15 protein-coding genes are annotated in these 16,018 nt (G+C 61.7%); 10 read left to right on the top strand and 5 right to left on the bottom strand.

Annotation, left to right across the window (positions count from 1 at the left end; genetic code table 11):
- Positions 1 to 113 precede the first annotated feature (113 nt).
- The 3 genes from LY631_RS01685 (at position 114) to LY631_RS01675 (ending at position 4,261) form a co-directional block, all read left to right on the top strand.
- Positions 114 to 2,636: a DNA translocase FtsK gene (locus LY631_RS01685; protein WP_274423374.1), complete on the top strand. Its 2,523-nt coding sequence runs from the start codon at positions 114 to 116 to the stop codon at positions 2,634 to 2,636.
- Positions 2,637 to 2,734: 98 nt separating this feature from the next.
- On the top strand, positions 2,735 to 3,370 hold the full coding sequence (locus tag LY631_RS01680) for an outer membrane lipoprotein carrier protein LolA (protein ID WP_274423373.1): 636 nt from the start codon (positions 2,735 to 2,737) through the stop codon (positions 3,368 to 3,370).
- 90 nt (positions 3,371 to 3,460) lie between these two features.
- On the top strand, positions 3,461 to 4,261 hold the full coding sequence (locus LY631_RS01675; RefSeq protein ID WP_274423372.1) for an exodeoxyribonuclease III: 801 nt from the start codon (positions 3,461 to 3,463) through the stop codon (positions 4,259 to 4,261).
- 18 nt (positions 4,262 to 4,279) lie between these two features.
- Here LY631_RS01675 and LY631_RS01670 read toward each other — a convergent pair whose 3' ends face one another.
- Both LY631_RS01670 and arsC read right to left on the bottom strand, forming a co-directional pair.
- Positions 4,280 to 5,446 (bottom strand): diphosphate--fructose-6-phosphate 1-phosphotransferase, encoded by a 1,167-nt coding sequence (locus tag LY631_RS01670; RefSeq protein ID WP_274423371.1) that lies wholly within the window; start codon positions 5,444 to 5,446, stop codon positions 4,280 to 4,282.
- Positions 5,447 to 5,525: 79 nt separating this feature from the next.
- The gene (gene arsC, locus LY631_RS01665) at positions 5,526 to 5,924 is read right to left on the bottom strand and encodes an arsenate reductase (glutaredoxin) (protein ID WP_274423370.1); all 399 of its coding nucleotides are present in this window, start codon (positions 5,922 to 5,924) and stop codon (positions 5,526 to 5,528) included.
- Positions 5,925 to 6,125: 201 nt separating this feature from the next.
- On the opposite strand from arsC, the gene pncA reads away from it, so the two are divergent.
- Entirely contained in the window at positions 6,126 to 6,725 is a 600-nt protein-coding gene (pncA, locus tag LY631_RS01660) for a bifunctional nicotinamidase/pyrazinamidase (protein WP_274423369.1), read from the top strand.
- A 6-nt stretch (positions 6,726 to 6,731) separates the two neighbouring features.
- Here pncA and LY631_RS01655 read toward each other — a convergent pair whose 3' ends face one another.
- A complete protein-coding gene (locus tag LY631_RS01655) occupies positions 6,732 to 7,505 on the bottom strand; it encodes a DUF1223 domain-containing protein (protein ID WP_274423368.1) in 774 nt (257 codons plus the stop codon).
- A 163-nt stretch (positions 7,506 to 7,668) separates the two neighbouring features.
- Positions 7,669 to 10,359, bottom strand: coding sequence for an aconitate hydratase AcnA (gene acnA, locus LY631_RS01650; protein WP_274423367.1), 2,691 nt, complete (start codon positions 10,357 to 10,359; stop codon positions 7,669 to 7,671).
- A 254-nt stretch (positions 10,360 to 10,613) separates the two neighbouring features.
- Between acnA and ccmA the strand changes: the two genes are divergently transcribed.
- The 6 genes from ccmA to LY631_RS01620 all read left to right on the top strand — a co-directional run bounded on the left by ccmA (position 10,614) and on the right by LY631_RS01620 (position 14,649).
- Positions 10,614 to 11,243 (top strand): heme ABC exporter ATP-binding protein CcmA, encoded by a 630-nt coding sequence (gene ccmA / locus LY631_RS01645; protein WP_274423366.1) that lies wholly within the window; start codon positions 10,614 to 10,616, stop codon positions 11,241 to 11,243.
- A complete protein-coding gene (gene ccmB, locus LY631_RS01640) occupies positions 11,243 to 11,908 on the top strand; it encodes a heme exporter protein CcmB (protein WP_274423365.1) in 666 nt (221 codons plus the stop codon). The genes ccmA and ccmB overlap by 1 nt, the downstream gene beginning before the upstream one ends.
- A 167-nt stretch (positions 11,909 to 12,075) precedes the next feature.
- The gene (locus LY631_RS01635) at positions 12,076 to 12,855 is read left to right on the top strand and encodes a heme ABC transporter permease (protein ID WP_274423364.1); all 780 of its coding nucleotides are present in this window, start codon (positions 12,076 to 12,078) and stop codon (positions 12,853 to 12,855) included.
- The gene (gene ccmD, locus LY631_RS01630; RefSeq protein ID WP_274423363.1) at positions 12,852 to 13,013 is read left to right on the top strand and encodes a heme exporter protein CcmD; all 162 of its coding nucleotides are present in this window, start codon (positions 12,852 to 12,854) and stop codon (positions 13,011 to 13,013) included. Before LY631_RS01635 ends, ccmD begins: the two co-directional genes overlap by 4 nt.
- Positions 13,010 to 13,588 (top strand): DsbE family thiol:disulfide interchange protein, encoded by a 579-nt coding sequence (locus LY631_RS01625; protein WP_274423362.1) that lies wholly within the window; start codon positions 13,010 to 13,012, stop codon positions 13,586 to 13,588. The genes ccmD and LY631_RS01625 overlap by 4 nt, the downstream gene beginning before the upstream one ends.
- Positions 13,589 to 13,623: 35 nt before the next feature.
- Entirely contained in the window at positions 13,624 to 14,649 is a 1,026-nt protein-coding gene (locus LY631_RS01620; protein WP_274423361.1) for a DUF2332 domain-containing protein, read from the top strand.
- On the opposite strand, the gene LY631_RS01615 is transcribed toward LY631_RS01620, so the two are convergent.
- Positions 14,646 to 15,260 carry a LysE family translocator gene (locus tag LY631_RS01615; RefSeq protein WP_274423360.1) on the bottom strand — a complete coding sequence of 205 codons (615 nt, stop codon included), beginning with the start codon at positions 15,258 to 15,260 and terminating at the stop codon, positions 14,646 to 14,648. The genes LY631_RS01620 and LY631_RS01615 overlap by 4 nt on opposite strands.
- Between the last annotated feature and the right edge of the window lie 758 nt (positions 15,261 to 16,018).

Here is a 16,018-nt window from a genome sequence, read left to right as displayed (position 1 = left end):
GCACACAGCCCGGCCATGGTTAATGCCGCCTTAACCATGTGCCGCTAGGGTCGGCAGCGTCCAGGGCGCTCTCAGGCACGCCTATTTCGTGACCGATGGACGGGGAAAAGCGTATGAGTTCCGGGTCTTCCGCGATTGCATTTTATGATGATGGGTTTGGTGCGCAGGTCTTTCTGCGACGACAGGTCTGGCGTGGCGTGGGGCTTGCCACGCTGGTGCTTGCGGCGTTCTGTCTGGCAAGTCTGGGGACCTGGAATGTTGCCGATCCGAGCTTCAGCTACGCGACCGACAACCCCGTAACGAACGCGATGGGCTATCCCGGCGCGGTTTATTCCGACATAGCGATGCAGTTCTTCGGGCTTGCGGCCGTGGCCGGGCTCGTACCGGCTGTTTTCTGGGGCTTCTTTTTGCTCGCTGCGCGCGCGATCGACCATCCGCTGCGCCGTCTGGCCGCGTGGTTTACAGGCGCTGTGCTGGCAGCCGGTGTGGCGGGTTGCGTTACGCCGCCGCAAACATGGCCTCTGCCGACCGGCTTGGGCGGCGTGTTCGGCGACATGCTGCTGGCCGCGCCAGCGGTGGTCAGCGGCAGCTACCCGCAAGGATGGTTCGGAATCCTGGTGGGCGCCCTTCTCATAGGGCCTGCCATTGCGCTGACGCTCTATGGCGCAGGTGCAATCGGGCGGACGCCGGAGGCTGCGGATTCACACGAGAACGAGTCGGAAGCGTTTGACGCGCCCTATGATGATTTCGAGGATTCGGGGGAGAACGAAGGCTTCGTAGCCATCGGTGTGCTGGCGCATTGGTGGCTTTCCGCGCGTTCCTATTGGCGCCGGCACTTTGGTGTAAAGAACAGCGAGCTTCCGGAGGAACTCGACATTCCAATGCCTCAGCCGCCGGTATCGTCGGAGGAGACCGCGGAGCGCATCGAGCCGGACTTCCGCGAAGATGGCTTAGGCATCGATACTCTCGGTGAGGTTTACTCGCCGCAGCAGCCGCTGCAAACGGCCCCGCCGGCCGCGTCTCCGCCAGCAGACCCGGCCGCACGTGTCGAAAATCCGGCACCCCGACCTGCGCCCGGAACCCGGGTGCGGCGGGAAGCGCAGCCGTCCTTTCTTGATTCGGGCGAGTTCAAGCTGCCGTCGCTTCACCTTTTGTCCGAGCCGAAAGCGACCGGCCGGGACCCCAGTCTCGCCAAAGATGCGCTGGAGCAGAATGCCCGGCTTCTTGAAGGCGTGCTGCAGGATTTCGGGGTCAAGGGCGAGATCATTCACGTACGCCCCGGTCCGGTCGTCACCCTTTATGAACTGGAGCCCGCCCCGGGTATCAAGTCTTCCCGCGTTATCGGACTGGCCGACGATATCGCCCGCTCCATGAGCGCGATCGCCGCGCGTGTGGCGGTGGTCCCCGGCCGCAACGCGATCGGGATCGAACTTCCCAATTTGACGCGCGAGACGGTTTTCCTGCGTGAGCTGCTTGCCAGCCGCGAGTTCGAGACCACCAAGTCCCGGCTGGCGCTCACCCTCGGAAAGACCATCAATGGCGGGTCCGTGATCGCCGATCTTGCGAAGATGCCGCACCTGCTTGTTGCCGGCACGACCGGGTCGGGTAAATCGGTTGCCATCAATACCATGATCCTGTCGCTGCTCTACCGCATGACGCCGGAGCAGTGCCGGGTGATCATGATCGACCCGAAAATGCTGGAGCTGTCCGTTTATGAGGGGATTCCGCATCTTCTCACGCCCGTCGTCACGGATCCGAAGAAGGCGGTGGTAGCGCTGAAATGGACCGTGCGGGAGATGGAAGACCGCTACCGCAAGATGTCCAAGGTCGGCGTGCGCAACGTCGAAGGATTTAATCAGCGCGTCAATGCGGCGAAGAAAAAGGGTGAGCCAATCACCCGTACCGTGCAGACCGGCTTCGACCGCCAGACGGGCGAGGCGATCTACGAGACGGAGGAACTCGAACTCGAGCCGATGCCCTTCATCGTCGTCATCATCGATGAAATGGCCGACCTGATGATGGTGGCCGGAAAGGACATCGAAGGCGCGGTGCAGCGCCTGGCGCAGATGGCGCGCGCCGCCGGCATTCACGTTATCATGGCGACACAGCGACCGTCCGTGGATGTGATCACCGGCACGATCAAGGCCAACTTCCCCACGCGCATTTCCTTCCAGGTCACGTCGAAGATCGACAGCCGCACCATTCTCGGCGAGCAGGGGGCGGAACAGCTCCTGGGCATGGGTGACATGCTCTATATGCCCGGCGGCGGCCGCGTACAGCGCGTGCACGGCGCGTTCGTCTCGGATGGAGAGGTCGAACAGATCGTCGAGCACCTAAAGGCCCAGGGTGTGCCGGACTATCTCGACGAGGTGCTGGAAGACGATGGCGATGGCGACTCGGGGGATGGCGGTTCCGTGAGCAATCTCTCCGAATCGGATGATCCGTACGACCAGGCGGTTGCGGTCGTTCTGCGAGACGGCAAGGCGTCGACCAGCTACATCCAGCGCCGGCTCGGTATCGGCTATAACCGCGCCGCCTCCATCATCGAACGCATGGAGCAGGAAGGGATCGTCGGTCCGGCCAACCACGCCGGCAAACGTGAAATCCTCGTTCCGACGGAACAGGATGAGGCGTGAAATTTTTCCGATGGGGGGATTCATGTCGGGCGGCCGTCTAACTTTGGCCCTGCTGGTGCCCTATCTGTTGGGCTGAAAGAGTTCGGAGAACGTAGCTCATGATGAAAACCGTCGGTTTCAGAACCGCCAATTCCGTGATGTTTGCACTCGCCTTCGCGCTGGCCGTTATGGCGGCGGGCAGTGCGCATGCCGCATCGGAAGTGGTGCAAAACATCGCCAACCATTTCTCGAATGTACGCACCATGACCGGCGACTTCGTGCAGTTCGGCCCGCGCGGCGAACAAACGGGCGGAACGTTCTATCTCGAGCGTCCCGGCAAGATCCGCTTCGACTACGATCGCTCGACCGGTCTTCGTGTGATGTCGGACGGTACGTCCGTGGTTGTTGAGAACAGGAAGCTCAACACGGCCGACGTCTATCCGCTTTCCCAGACGCCGTTGAAGCTTCTTCTGGACGAGCGAATCGATCTTTCCGCAAACACGGTGCAGAGCGTGCAGGAAGAGGAAGACCTCATCACGATCGCGTTGGCAAACCGTCAGGCCTTCGGCAGTTCGACCATCACCATGATGTTCGATGCGGACAGCTATGACCTGCGCCAGTGGACGATTACCGATGCGCAGGGGCGGGATACGACCGTGATGGTCGACGGCGTCCGGCAGGGCGTTACGTTCGACCCGAGCGTGTTTCAGATCGATCATCGTCGCATCAATTCGTTGAATCGCGACGCTCGATAGGCGCTTCCGAAATCCCGGCCTGCGGCACCCTTGCACGCCTCCTCGCCGCAAGCTATTCCGGCTTCTGCCCTAGAAGCCGGATCGTGCCCAATGCCTTTGAAAGTCGCCACCTGGAATATCAATTCCGTTCGCCTGCGCCTGCCTCTGGTGCGCCGTTTTCTCGAGGAATACCAACCGGACGTCTTGTGTCTGCAGGAGACCAAATGCCCGGATGACCAGTTTCCCTCGGCGGCGTTCCGGAAGCTGGGATATGAGCATATCGCGATGAACGGCCAGAAGGGTTATCACGGGGTGGCGACGGTCTCACGCCGGCCCATGACCCTGGTGGAGAAACGCGATTTCTGCTCCAAGGCGGACTGCCGTCACGTTTCGACAGCGGTAGCACTCAACGGGCAGCGCATCCTCCTGCACAATTTCTATGTGCCCGCTGGCGGCGACGAGCCGGACCCAGAGGTCAATCCGAAATTCCGGCACAAACTGGACTTCCTGAAGGAAATGCATGATGTGCGCTCCGTCGGCGACGTCAAGGACGCCTCACTTCTGGTCGGTGATTTGAACGTCGCGCCGCTGGCCACGGATGTCTGGTCGCACAAGCAGCTTCTCAACGTGGTCAGCCATACCCCGGTGGAGACCGATGGGCTTGAAGGCGTTCGCGGCAAGGGCGGCTGGGTTGATCTGGTGCGCCAGCACATCCCGCCGGAGGAAAAGCTCTTTTCCTGGTGGAGCTATCGGGCAAAGGATTGGAACATTCCCGACCGCGGGCGCCGGCTCGACCATATCTGGTCGTCGGACGACCTCGTCCCGGCATTGTCCCGGGTGGAGGTGCTTCGCGAGGCGCGCGGCTGGGAGCGCCCCTCCGACCACGTTCCCGTCATAGCCGAATTCGGCTAAGGGCGTGCGTCCGGAGCTCTACACGAAGGGTCTGGCGACAGGATAGCGCCGCGGCAAAAGCCTTTGCAGATAGGCGCGGCACGCATCGGACACGTGATTTTCTTCGTTGCGCAGGAATTCTGCAGGCATGTGCCGGGTCTTGCCCGCAACGTCCGACAGCGGTACGCGCCGGAAAACAGTCCCTTCGCCATCATATTGGAGCGCAACCGAGCCGCTTCCTTCCTCAAGCATTTCGACGGCAAACGCGCCCGCCTCGAAGGCCTCCTTTGCGTCCGTGTCATCGATGGTGGCGATGTTTCCGCGCGGCAGATAGCCAAACGTATCCACGCGGGCACGCCTGCCGGGGAGATCGTTCGCCAGCACGTTTTCGATCGCCTGGCCGAGATCCGTGCCCGAAAGGCGGATATTGCCGTGCTGGTCACGCTCCTGCATGTGCTCGGGCACGATGGTTTCAACCAGCGAACGGCCGTCCGGGCCGACGACTCCCTCGGACATGGACACGATGCAGCGTCCGTGCCGGTCGAACACGGAACGGACGTCTTCGACGAAACGCGCGCGTTCGAACGGCCGCTCCGGCGCATAGACCAGATGCGGCCCACTGTCTTGGTCCAGAGCCCATGCGGTTGACGCGGCGGTGAGAAAGCCGGCATGGCGGCCCATGACAATTCCCACATAGATGCCGGGCAAGGCCCGAAAATCCAGGTCGATGCTTTGGAAGGCGCTCGCGACGAACAATCCGGCCGATATGAACCCCGGCGTGTGATCGTTCTCGACAAGATCGTTGTCGATCGTTTTGGGAGCATGGATGCAGGCGATTCTGCCGGCGGAGGCGTCCGAAAGAATGGCCTGGGTGCCGGCCGTGTCATTCCCGCCGATATAGATAAAGGCATCGGCGGACACGTCCTGCAGCGCCTTCAAGATCGCGTCGCAATAGGCCTCGTCCGGTTTGTCGCGGGTGCTGCCAAGTGCGGCGCTCGGGGTCGCGGCGATGGCGCGCAGTTTTTCTTCCGGTATGTCGGAAAGATCTACGAATCGCCCTTCGCGCAGGCCGCGCACCCCGTGCAGCGCGCCGAGCACGCGCGCGCCCGGGTAGCGGTTACGGGCCTCCAGAGCCGTACCGGCGACCGTCTGGTTGATCACGGCGGTTGGGCCGCCGCCCTGTGCAATGACGATTGTCCCGGCCATGTCGGCTCCCGCTGAAATAGAGGTTCAAAAGAACGATAGGGCGATAAACCCACGAGAAACAAGACCCTCCCGAGTCGGATTAGCGTACCTTTGTTCCGTCCTCCTTGCGGAAGGATTCAACTGCTCCCTCCGGCAAGAGCTCCAGAACCGTTTCGGAGGGGCGGCAGAGCTTCGTCCCGCGCGGTGTCTCGACGATCGGCCGGTTAATGAGAATCGGATGTTCGAGCATGAAACCGACGATTTCGTCGTCGCTCCATTTGGGATCGCCCAGACCTAGTTCGTCATAGGGCGTTCCCTTGCGGCGCAGGAGATCGCGCGGTGTCGTGTCCATGGCCGCAAGCAGCGCCACAAGCTTTTCCCGGCTGGGCGGGTTTTTGAGATACTCGATCACCTCCGGCTCCTCTCCCGCCTGGCGGAGGATGGCGAGCACATTGCGCGAGGTGCCGCACTTCGGATTGTGGTAGATAGTGGCGGTCATGGCTTTCCCTCGTGTGCGACGTTGTCCTCTTTCGTCAGCTAGCCCGACCCGATCCGGCGTTGCAAGTATATTTCCATGAACGCGGATATATCTGTCGATGCGGTCCGGTCTCCGTCGCGAACGGGTTGCCAAGCCGTGCTGTTCGTTCCACCTTCCTGTATATCCCGCCCAACCGACGGCACCGAGGATCGGAGAAACAGTATGCCAGCCGAAGCGCTCATCGTTATCGATGTTCAGAATGATTTTTGCCCAGGCGGTGCGCTTGCGGTGGAAAACGGGGACGAGGTCGTGCCGATCATCAACGATCTGATCACCGGGTTCGACCATGTGCTTTTGACCCAGGACTGGCATCCTGCCGGACATTCGAGCTTCGCCTCCCGCCACCAGGGGAAAAATCCATTCGAGATCGTGGAGATGCCCTATGGCGATCAGGTTCTGTGGCCGGATCATTGCGTGCAGGGGACATTCGGCGCCGCCTTCCACAAGGATCTGGATTGGACCCCCGCCGAGCTGGTCGTTAGAAAGGGTTTTCGCGCCGACATCGACAGTTACTCGGCCTTCTTCGAGAACGACCACGAAACGCGCACCGGGCTTACCGGCTATCTGCGGGAGCGTGGAATCGACCGGGTGGCATTCGCCGGCCTTGCGACCGATTTCTGCGTTGCCTACTCCGCGCTCGATGCACGCAAGCAGGGGTTTGGGGCGCGTGTTCTGCTCGACGCGTGCCGCGGAATCGATCTCAACGGCTCGCTGAATGCGATGATGGAGAAAATGAAGCAGGCCGGTGTCGAATTGCAGTGAAGGCGGCTAACGCGTCTCGACTTCCCGGTTTGCCGCCCCGAGGATGGGGCCGGGATTTCCCGGCTCTCCAACGCTCTGGAGCAGGACGGCGCAACCGCCACCCTTCTTCTTTACCTGGGACATCGGCAGCTCGAGCCGCAGCGGCTCACCGTGCCACATCCCGACGGTCTGGAAGTCCGTTACGATGTTGCGATAGACGATCTCCCGCCCCGCATTCTCGCCTTCGCGAATCGCCACGGCCTGTCGGGGGCGGTAATAGACCAGAACGACATGCGTGTCCGCAGCCGGTTCCACGGTCGAAGAGCTGCCTACATCGATGACGAGGCTTTTTTCCTTGTATGACAGTTCGACGTCGACCGGCAGCGGAGCATGCGTTTCGAGCAATGAAAGCAAGGCCTCGCGGTCGGAGCCCACTTCGCTGAAACCGCCGTTTATTACGGCCTGCGGCGTATAGACCGAGGTGTTTAAGACGTTCTCATAGTCGCGTTGCCGCGCCGTGTTCTCAGGCGTGGCGAATTCATCCTTCCAGCCGAGATAGTCCCAGTAGCTGACGTGATAGGCCAGGACCACCATGTCCTTGCGCTCAGCTAGTTCGGAAAGAATTTCGTCGGCGGGCGGGCATCGGCTGCAGCCCTGGCTGGTGAACAACTCCACCACGCCGGCAGTTTTTCCCTCCTCGGCGAATGCATCGGGTGAGAACGGCGGCGCCACCAGAAGCATGCCAAACAGCAGCCATTGGTAACCTTTCAGGGCGCAAAAGCCCTTTCGGCTTCTTATCATTTTACTTCCGCTCTCGGCCCGTCCGAAACATTGCGTTAATCGAGATGGCAACCTAGCGGCTGTCTCGTCTCAAGGGAAAGTCACATTGCGGTGAAACAAGCCCCGCGGGGTATAAAGAGACCGCCGGCACAGCCGGCGGTCTGAGGATTCGATAAGGCCAGGTTCAGGCGACAAGATCGCGCAGCACATACTGCAGGATGCCGCCGTTCCTGAAATATTCCAGCTCATCGACCGTATCGATCCGGCAAAGTACGGGAACGTCTTTCACCGTGCCATCGGAATAGGTGATCTTCGCCGTCAGGGTGACGCGGGGCTTGATGTTGTCGAGCCCTTCGATCGTCACTGTTTCCTCGCCCGTGAGACCCAATTCCCGCCAGCTCGTCTCTTCGGCGAAGACAAAGGGGATGACGCCCATGCCGACGAGATTGGAGCGGTGGATGCGCTCAAAGGATTGAGCGATAACGGCGCGTACGCCAAGCAGGTTTGTGCCCTTGGCCGCCCAGTCGCGCGAGGAGCCGTTGCCGTATTCCGCGCCGGCGAAGATGACCAGCGGCACGTTTTCCTGCTTGTACTTCATGGCGGCGTCGTAGATCGACATCTCCTCCTTGGAAGGATAGTGGATCGTATAGCCACCCACCGTGCCGTTTTCACCCAGCATGTGGTTGCGGATACGGATATTGGCGAAGGTGCCGCGCATCATCACCTCATGATTACCGCGCCGCGTGCCGTACTGGTTGAAGTCCGCCACACCGACGCCGTGATCCATGAGATACTTGCCGGCCGGCGATTGGGCCTTGATGCCTCCTGCCGGCGAAATGTGATCCGTCGTGATCTTGTCGCCGAACAGGCCCAGGATGCGCGCGCCTTTGATGTCGCCACCGGGCTGCGGCCGCGGCTTCATGCCTTCGAAGTAGGGCGGATCCTGAACATAGGTCGATTCCGAATCCCAGGAATAGGTCTGGCCGCTGGGAGCTTTGACTTCCCGCCACAGCTCGTCGCCCTTGAAGACATCCGCGTATTTGGAGGCGAAGAGCTTGCGCGTGACGTTCTCCTCGATGAACTTCTGCACTTCCTGATTGGAGGGCCAGACGTCCTTCAGATATACGGGCTTGCCGTCCTTGTCCTCGCCGAGGGGCTCACTGGTCAGATCCTTCGTCACCGACCCGGCCAGCGCATAAGCAACGACCAGCGGCGGCGAAGCGAGATAATTCGCCTGTACGTCGGGTGAAACGCGGCCCTCGAAGTTGCGGTTGCCCGAAAGCACCGAGGCAACGATCAGGTCCTTGTCGTTGACCACCTTGGCGATCGGCTCCGGCAGCGGGCCGGAGTTGCCGATGCAGGTCGTGCAGCCGAAACCGACCAGGTTGAAGCCGAGTTGGTCGAGCTCCTTCTGAAGGCCGGCGTTCTCCAGATATTGAGCGACGACCTGGCTGCCGGGCGCCAGCGAGGTCTTGACCCATGGCTTCTGCTTGAGGCCCAGACGATTGGCGTTGCGTGCCAGGAGTCCGGCGGCAATCAGCACGCTCGGATTCGAGGTGTTGGTGCACGACGTGATGGCCGCGATCGCCACATCCCCGTGGCCAAGGTCGTAATCCTCGCCCTCGACGGGGTAGCGTTTCGAGGTGCCGCCCGTCTTCTTGTATTCTTTCTCCAGCGCGTCCTGGAACCCGGTGGCAATGTCACCCAGCGCGATGCGGCCCTCGGGGCGCTTCGGCCCGGCCATGGAGGGCACGACGTCGCCGAGATCGAGTTCCAGCATGTCGGTGAAAACCGGATCCGGGCCATCCGCCTCGCGCCACATGCCCTGCTCCTTGGCATAGGCTTCGACGAGCGCGATACGTTCCTCGCTGCGGCCGGTCGTGCGCAGATAGTTGATGGTCTCGCTGTCGACTGGGAAGAAGCCGCAGGTGGCGCCGTATTCCGGTGCCATGTTGCCGATAGTCGCCCGGTCGGCGAGCGTCATCGAATTCAGGCCCGGGCCGAAGAACTCGACGAACTTACCGACAACGCCTCTCTGGCGCAGCATCTGGGTGACGGTGAGCACGAGGTCGGTCGCGGTCACGCCTTCCTTGAGCTTGCCGGTCATCTTGAAGCCGATGACTTCCGGCAAAAGCATTGAGATCGGCTGGCCGAGCATGGCGGCCTCGGCTTCGATGCCGCCGACGCCCCAGGCAAGCACGCCGAGGCCGTTGATCATGGTCGTGTGCGAATCAGTCCCCACGCAGGTGTCCGGATAGGCAACAGTCTCGCCATCCTCGTCCTTCGACCAGACAACCTGGCCCAGATATTCCAGGTTCACCTGGTGACAGATGCCCGTGCCGGGCGGCACGACGCGGAAATTTTCAAACGCCTGCTGACCCCATTTCAGGAAGCGGTAGCGTTCGCCATTGCGCTCGTATTCCAGTTCCACATTGCGCTTGAAGGCCTTGGGCGAGCCGAATTCGTCGACGATGACTGAGTGGTCAATGACGAGATCGACTGGCACGAGCGGGTTGATCTTCTGCGGGTTGCCGCCCAGCGCGGCCATTGCATCGCGCATCGCGGCGAGATCGACGACGGCCGGAACGCCGGTGAAATCCTGCATCAGCACGCGCGCTGGCGAATAGGCGATTTCGACTCCGGCGCTACCGCGATCTTCGAGCCATGCGGCGACCGCTTGAATGCTTTCCTTCGTAATCGAGCGCCCGTCTTCCTTGCGCAAAAGGTTTTCCAGAAGAACCTTCATGGAGAAGGGCAGCCGGGAAACGCCGGCAAGTCCGTTGTTTTCCGCTTCCTTCAGGTCGAAATAGGTGTAGTCCTTATCCCCCACTTTCAGGGTTTTGCGGCATTTATAGCTGTCGAGAGAAGTCGTCACGAGCGATCCTATCCTGTCTGTTCAACCGAAAACGGGAACGGACTCCTGAGGCGACAGGCGCTTAGGTGCGGGTGCGATCACTTCCGCTTGTCCGCTTCCCTGCGTCGGCCGTTCAAGGCGGCGCGCGCGAGTATCGGCACAATGTTTTCCACGCCGACCGCTGGCATGGTTGTCCGCGGTATAGTGATTTTCGTAGAAGAGTTCCATAGTGAGTTTGCCGAAATGGCTGCATTGCATATTTCAGGGATAATAATTTGCCCCAAGTACCGGAAGCCACAGAACTCGCCGTAAAGGGCCTGGCCGGCGAGCGCGGCGGAGAAGTCATCTTTTCTGAAGTCTCCTTCTCTTTGGCGCCGGGCGAGGCGCTGTTGGTCACCGGCCCCAATGGATCCGGCAAATCAACGCTTCTGCGCATCCTGGCGGGATTGCTTCAGCCGGCGGATGGAAGTGTCTTGTTCAGAAACGGTGGTGAGGCGTGGCCGAATCTCGGGGCCGCCTCCCATTATCTCGGACATCTCAATGCCATGAAGCCTGCATTGAGCGTCGAGGAGAACCTTGTCTTCTGGCAAAAATTTCTGGGTAATGCGCTTACCTCGCCGCTCAAGGCGCTCGAATCGGTCGGGCTCGACGGGATAGGCCACATCCCTTTCGGCTATCTTTCCAGCGGTCAGAAGCGGCGCAGCGCCATTGCCCGGCTCCTCGTTTCCTACCGTCCCGTCTGGCTGCTCGACGAGCCGACGGCGGGTCTGGACCGCTCTTCCGGTATGCGACTGCAAGAGCTTATGCGCGCGCACCTTGGCGAGGGCGGTTTCATCGTGGCCGCGACCCATCTTCCCCTTGGCCTTGAGGGAGCGCGGGAGATCAGCATGGCGGCCTCGGCCTGATGCTCGCGCTTTACCACCGAGACCTGACGCTGGGATTGCGCACCGGCAGCGGGGCGATGACGGGTGTTCTCTTCTTTCTCGCAGTCATAGCGGTCATTCCTTTCGGGGTGGGCCCCGACCTCGATCTCCTGGCGCGAATCGGCCCGGCGGTCCTCTGGCTTGGCGCGCTGCTTTCGAGCCTTCTCGGCCTGGAACGGCTGTTTCAGGCGGATCGGGAGGACGGTTCGCTCGATCTCCTGTTGATTTCCGATACCCGGCACATGCTGGCCGTGACGGTCTTCGTCAAATGTCTTGCCCACTGGACCGTCAGCGTCCTGCCGCTGGTGATCGTCGCTCCGCTGCTCGGCATGTTCATGAATATGCCGGCGGAGGGGATTGCCGTGACGACGCTAACATTGCTTGCCGGAACGCCGGCCATCACCTTCATCGGCGCTGTCGGGGCCGCGCTGGTGGTCGCGCTGCCGCGCGGCGGCCTGCTTATTTCGGTGCTCGTTCTGCCCCTGACGATCCCGGTGCTCATATTCGGAGTGGCTGCCGGCCGTGCCGCGGTGGTCGAGAACGATCCTTTCCTGCCGCCCTTTCTCATTCTGGCGGCACTGGCACTTTTCTTTGCTGTCCTCGGGCCGGCGGCGGCGGCACTGGCGCTTCGCTCGGCGGATGACTAGCGCATTGGGGTGAGAATGAAGGTATGATATATCTGTGATATATCATCACTCCAGTACTCGCGATCAGCCGGAAACACCGGCTGCGGCGATCACAATCCGTTCAGGCAATTGCCTGCGGCAAACACGGTCAATTGCGGAGGAGCGAAGAGCGCTCTATTTACAGTGTCATGAGTGAGAGCAGCCGAGCGACAGCGCGCGTGACCGCGCTTGCCAATCCGACGCGTTTCCTCGCGTTTACGGGCCGCGTTCTGCCCTGGCTCGGCAGCGCGGCGGTCCTCATCATCGCGCTGGGGCTATTCATGGGCTTTACAGCACCTGAGGACTACCAGCAGGGCATCACCGTGCGGATCATGTATATCCATGTGCCGTTCGCGTGGCTTTCCATGTTCTGCTACACGATCATGGCGGCGTCCGCTCTCGGCACGCTGGTCTGGCGACATCCGCTGGCCGATGTTTCCCTGAAAGCCGCTGCGCCCATCGGGGCGACCTTCACAGCACTGGCGCTGGTTACGGGCTCGATATGGGGCAAGCCCATGTGGGGAACGTGGTGGGTCTGGGATGCGCGGCTTACGTCGGTGTTCGTGCTTTTCCTGATGTATCTCGGGATCATCGCGCTGACGCGCGCAATGGACGATCCGGGACGCGGGGCGCGGGCGGCGGCGATCCTGACGCTGGTCGGGTTCATCAACATCCCGATTATCAAGTTTTCAGTCGATTGGTGGAACACGCTCCACCAGCCGGCATCGGTGATGCGTCTCGATGGGCCGACGATCCATCCCAGCCTGTTGTGGCCGCTGCTGGTTTCGGCGCTCGGTTTCACGCTGCTCTTTCTGACGCTCCATCTGATGGCGATGCGCGCGGAGATCTGGCGCCGACGGCTCGCGGCGATGCGCCGCGTTTCGGCGCGCGCGGTGGACGGACTCGCAGTGCAGGAGAACGCCTCGTGAGCCATCTTGCCTATGTCATAGCGGCCTACGCCGCGTCCGCTTTGGCCATTTGCGGGCTGGCGGCGTGGATTTTGGTGGACCAGCGCGCGCAAAAGCGTGCTCTGGAAGAGCTGGAAGCGCGGGGTTTTCGCCGGCGCTCGGCAGGGAGGGGTGAATGAGCACCGTGGAAGATCGTGCCCCCCGGTCGCGCAAGCTTCTGCTCCTGTTGCCGCTTCTGGCCTTCTTGGCGCTTTCGGCCGTGTTTCTGGTCCAGCTGGTCTCGGGGCGGGACAGCTCCGTCGTGCCGTCTGCGCTGATCGACGAGCCCGCCCCGCAGATCGAGCTCCCGCCGCTCGAAGGCAGCAACCTTCCCGGCCTTTCTCCCGAGGATTTCAGCGGCAACGTCACGCTGGTGAATGTCTGGGGGTCATGGTGCGTCCCCTGTCGCCAGGAACATCCGCTCCTGATGCAGCTCGCCGAAGACGAACGGATCCGGATCGTGGGCCTCAACTACAAGGACCAGCCGCAAAACGCTCTCCGGTTTCTCGGGGATCTCGGAAATCCGTATGACGCAATCGGCGTGGACCGAAACGGCCGGGCGGCCATAGAATGGGGCGTATACGGCGTGCCGGAGACCTTTTTGGTCGGTCCCGATGGCGCCATCCGCTATAAGCATGTCGGCCCGTTCACGCCGGAAAGCATCCGAAACGATTTGCAGCCGCGGATTGAAAGGATTCTGGCGGGTACTTCCTGATATTCTCGGCCGCGCCAACGAATGGAGGACCCGTCATGATGCAGGAGCACTTCAACAGGCAGGCGCAGGCTTGCGATCGGCTGGGCTCTCCTTTCACGGCGCGGCTGTGCCGGTTGCTGCCGCAGCTTCTGGAGGCTGCCAGCCGGACGGGGCAGCGCGTAAACCTCTGGCCCGGCGATCCGCGCGAGGACGCGCTCGCGCTCAGGCTTTGCGGTGCTCTTCACCGGCTGGTCCTCAGTGGCAAGGATGATGATCTGGCCGCTGCCTACCCACCGCACCAGGTGTCGGACGAGACCGTGCGGAAGGCACTTTCGGCGGCGCTGGCCCGTCATGACGGCTGGATTTGCGAGGCGCTCGATTCACCGCCCCAGACCAACGAGATCGGGCGCTCGGCGATGCTGCTGCCGGGTTTTCTTCATGTCGGGCAGGAGACCGGCATGCCGCTGGCGATCCGCGAGATCGGGGCTAGCGCCGGCCTCAATCTCCTCTTCGACCGCTTTTCCTATCGCTACGGTGAAGCCTGCTGGGGTGACGAAGCTTCACCGGTCAAGATGGAGCCGGAAGTTCGCGGTAAGGTACCGCCGCTCGGCGGCTTTCTCGATATCGCCTCGCGCGAAGGCAGCGACATTGCGCCTGTCGCGATTTCCGATCCCGAGCAGCGGCTGAAACTGAAAAGTTTCATCTGGCCCGACCAACCGGCCAGATTGCAGCGCCTGGACGCCGCCCTGTCCCTTGCGGATGAAACGCCGTTTCGCCTGCACAAAGCCGATGCCGCCGATTTCGTGGGTTCACAGCTTGTCCGGCGGAGCGACAGCGAGGTCTTCGTCCTCTTTCACTCCATCATGTGGCAATACACGCCGGCGTCCACGCGGGCTCGGATAGAAACCATGCTGGACGAGGCCGGCAACACTCCGGCCTCCGCGCCGGTCGCCTGGCTGCGCATGGAGCCCATCGCCACCGCCGATCCATTTGCCACACTCCGGCTGACGCTTTGGCCACAAGCGGAGACACGTGACCTCGCCCGCTGCGATTATCACGGGCGCTGGATCGAATGGCTCTAGCTGCGGGTGGCGATTGCCGCTGCAGCACCGGCCATTAACGAAGCGCTGATCCGGTTGGCCATGCGCATTGCGCGGGCGCTTTTGAGTACGCGGCGCGCCTGCGCGGCTGCGAATGCCCAGCCGAGATCCACGGCAATCAGGACTGACAGCATTGTGAGGGTCAGTTCCGCCCAGCCGAGCAGGCTTACGGCTGACAGGTCGATGATGGTCGGCAGGAGAGCCAGGTAGAACATCATGATCTTGGGATTGCCGAGTGTGACTGCCATGCCGGTGAGGAAAAGCTTCCAACTTTTGTCGCTCGACGGAAGAACGTCCTGACCGACCGACACCGGCGCAGCCCACATCTTCCAGGCCAGATAAAGCAGATAACCGACTCCCAGATATTTTACAGCGAGAAAGACGAGGTGGAACGTCTCCGCTATGAAAGCCAGCCCAAAAATCGCGCAGGAAAGCCAGATAGCCTCACCGATCCACATGGCCAGCAAGAATGGAAACACATCCCGCAGTCCGCGCGCGACAATGCGCGCTACGAGGGCGGCGATGCTTGGGCCCGGCGAGCCGGCGGCCACAAAGAGCGCGCCGGCAAAAATAATCAGAGACGAAAGTTCCATGGAGCGACATCCGTTTTGGCCGGACGATCATAGCGGCTCACGGGCAAACGGGAAGGGTCTCGGTGATCCGCTCCGCAGAGGATGGCGAAGTGAGGGTATTTCGGAGATGCTATCGCGCAAGCGGATCGCCAACGCGTAGAGGCGCGGCTGTATCGCTCTAAAACGGGGATAAAATCTGCCCCCACGAATTTTTTCTAGGTGATCAACCCTTTGTTTTCGCTTGGTATCAGAAAAAAGTTCGAACTTTTCTCGGCTGATCTTATCCTACAACGTCCAGCCGCTCTTATCATTCAACCCATCGCCCTCACGGGAACCGGATGCGCACCGGGTGTTCGGGAGGGCGGCGGCAGCCTCCCCCTCCAGGGGTCCGGTACCTGGAGGCATGTGAGGGCCCGCAACAGGCCGGCGGCGCCGGGGGGCTGGGTGACAGACAGCATCGCCGGAAAAACCGGGCACCGGGTTCCAGACGGTGTCGGGCAGCCGCGGAGAAGCCGCTAGGGTTTCTTCTTCGGCCCGGCCAAGACCACCCCCTAATTGGGTGCAGCCGGGAAGGAGAGAGAAGCCCGAGTGACCGGCCAACCGCGGGACAGCGGCCGGCGGGGCGCGTGGAACGCGCCACATACATTAATAGAGAGGCTCGGACCACGCGCCCCGTTTCCCGATCTTTGACAAACCCCGGCGGACCACCGCGCGGGAAGGAATAGGTATGCCTTCACCTCATGCTGAGGTGCGGAGACTCGGAGGGCGCGATGAAGACA

This window comes from Chelativorans sp. YIM 93263, assembly GCF_028767125.1.
Taxonomy (GTDB): domain Bacteria; phylum Pseudomonadota; class Alphaproteobacteria; order Rhizobiales; family Rhizobiaceae; genus Chelativorans.
Note: the sequence above shows the minus strand (reverse complement) of the source record. Positions and strands in the feature narration are given on the sequence as shown.

Bases quoted from the DNA above. Each gene is read 5' to 3' on its own strand.
- LY631_RS01680 (WP_274423373.1), top strand. From the start codon at position 2,735: ATGATGAAAACCGTCGGTTTCAGAACCGCCAATTCCGTGATGTTTGCA.
- LY631_RS01615 (WP_274423360.1), bottom strand. From the start codon at position 15,260: ATGGAACTTTCGTCTCTGATTATTTTTGCCGGCGCGCTCTTTGTGGCC.
- LY631_RS01635 (WP_274423364.1), top strand. From the start codon at position 12,076: ATGAGTGAGAGCAGCCGAGCGACAGCGCGCGTGACCGCGCTTGCCAAT.
- LY631_RS01675 (WP_274423372.1), top strand. From the start codon at position 3,461: ATGCCTTTGAAAGTCGCCACCTGGAATATCAATTCCGTTCGCCTGCGC.
- arsC (WP_274423370.1), bottom strand. From the start codon at position 5,924: ATGACCGCCACTATCTACCACAATCCGAAGTGCGGCACCTCGCGCAAT.
- LY631_RS01620 (WP_274423361.1), top strand. From the start codon at position 13,624: ATGATGCAGGAGCACTTCAACAGGCAGGCGCAGGCTTGCGATCGGCTG.
- LY631_RS01655 (WP_274423368.1), bottom strand. From the start codon at position 7,505: ATGATAAGAAGCCGAAAGGGCTTTTGCGCCCTGAAAGGTTACCAATGG.
- LY631_RS01685 (WP_274423374.1), top strand. From the start codon at position 114: ATGAGTTCCGGGTCTTCCGCGATTGCATTTTATGATGATGGGTTTGGT.
- LY631_RS01625 (WP_274423362.1), top strand. From the start codon at position 13,010: ATGAGCACCGTGGAAGATCGTGCCCCCCGGTCGCGCAAGCTTCTGCTC.
- pncA (WP_274423369.1), top strand. From the start codon at position 6,126: ATGCCAGCCGAAGCGCTCATCGTTATCGATGTTCAGAATGATTTTTGC.
- ccmB (WP_274423365.1), top strand. From the start codon at position 11,243: ATGCTCGCGCTTTACCACCGAGACCTGACGCTGGGATTGCGCACCGGC.
- LY631_RS01670 (WP_274423371.1), bottom strand. From the start codon at position 5,446: ATGGCCGGGACAATCGTCATTGCACAGGGCGGCGGCCCAACCGCCGTG.